The sequence below is a fragment of the Paracraurococcus ruber genome (assembly GCF_004353985.1).
GTDB classification, from domain to species: Bacteria; Pseudomonadota; Alphaproteobacteria; order Acetobacterales; family Acetobacteraceae; genus Paracraurococcus; species Paracraurococcus ruber.
This window is the reverse complement of sequence record NZ_SMOA01000738.1, coordinates 1-341: the sequence shown is the minus strand read 5'-3', so window position 1 is coordinate 341 and position 341 is coordinate 1. Positions and strand designations below refer to the sequence as shown.

At 81.8% G+C, this 341-nt stretch carries 1 protein-coding gene; it reads left to right on the top strand.

The window, feature by feature from the left end:
- Window positions 1–15: 15 nt before the first annotated feature.
- A partial coding sequence (locus E2C05_RS32595) for a hypothetical protein (RefSeq protein ID WP_205083334.1) occupies window positions 16–341 on the top strand: 326 nt, incomplete at its 3' end.

Here is a 341-nt window from a genome sequence, read left to right as displayed (position 1 = left end):
GATGGCGGCTGGGCGATGGCCACCGCGCTGCCGGTGGAGCAGGCGGGCCGGCCGCTCGGCGGCATCACCGCTGCCGCCCGGCTGGACGAGGCCGCGCTGCGGCCCTGGGGCGGGGAGGCGATGCTGCTCGACGCCGCGTCGCCCGGCCCGGCTGCGGCGGCGCTGCCGGCGAGGCTCGGCGATGCCGCGGGCCCGGTGCGGGTCGTGCTGCCCGGCCGCGGGCCGCATCTGGCGCAGGGCCTGCCGGTCCGCGACCTCTCCGGCCAGGTTGCCGGAACGCTGGTGCTGGCCCTGCCGCTCGGCGCCTGGGATGCGGCGGCGCGGCGCGGCCTGCTGCTGGC